Source organism: Exiguobacterium sp. UBA3968, assembly GCF_002385115.1.
Lineage (GTDB): Bacteria > Bacillota > Bacilli > Exiguobacteriales > Exiguobacteriaceae > Exiguobacterium_A.
The window spans coordinates 13,319-14,109 of record NZ_DGCW01000010.1; the positions used below are offsets into that span (position 1 = coordinate 13,319).

A 791-nucleotide genomic window follows, 5' to 3' on the forward strand; every position below is an offset into this window, starting at 1 on the left:
GCGAGCGATTGCTCGAACAAGGTTATGTGAAGCCGGGCGAGTTGCACAAAGCAGCTGTCCGGTACGTTCGGGCACAAGCACAAGCGACGGTCGTGACGCACTGGTTGAACACGGATGCGTTGACGGAAGAAGAGGCAGCGGTCGTCCGGCGCGGGAAGAACGCAAAATCCGGTTCTGTCCCGAAGAGTACGGACGTCCACACGTATCGCTACGCGACAGCATTTGAAGCATTGCTCGGTTATATTTATCTTTCAGAAGGAGGGGATCGCCTTGAAGAACTCATCGGACAAGCGTTCGAACTACTCGAAGCCGAAAAAACAGACGAATCCTAAGGCTACCGGTATGAAGCCGAAAACGAAGGCACAACGTCCAGCACAAGAGAAACGAAAAGCCGCTCCGGTCAAGGAACAGCCCATCGCGATCGAACCGCTCGAAGAAGGACAAGATTTCTTGTCGGGTCGAAATCCGGTTCTAGAAGCATTACGGAGCGGACGAGAGATGAACAAGCTGTTTCTGCAGGAAGGACAACAAAAAGGACCACTTGCCGTCATCCACGCGATGGCGCAGGAAGCAGGGATTCAAATCCAGCTCGTACCGCGTTCACGGTTAACCGGTTTAGCTGGAACGGAAAATCACCAAGGTGTCGTCGCAGCGGTAGCGGCGTATGAGTACGCCGAGATGGAAGACATCTTTGAGCTCGCGCGTCAAAAGGACGAAACACCGCTCTTGATCCTACTCGATGAACTGGAAGATCCGCATAATCTCGGATCAATCTTGCGGACAGCAGATGC

Annotated in this window: 2 protein-coding genes; both read left to right on the plus strand. The window is 53.5% G+C overall.

Annotated features, from left to right (window positions below):
• Positions 1-332: Mini-ribonuclease 3 (locus B3S86_RS15150; RefSeq protein WP_290754272.1), on the plus strand; the 332-nt coding region annotated here is incomplete at its 5' end.
• A partial coding sequence (locus tag B3S86_RS15155) for an RNA methyltransferase substrate-binding domain-containing protein (RefSeq protein WP_290754274.1) occupies positions 271-791 on the plus strand: 521 nt, incomplete at its 3' end. The genes B3S86_RS15150 and B3S86_RS15155, both read left to right, overlap by 62 nt.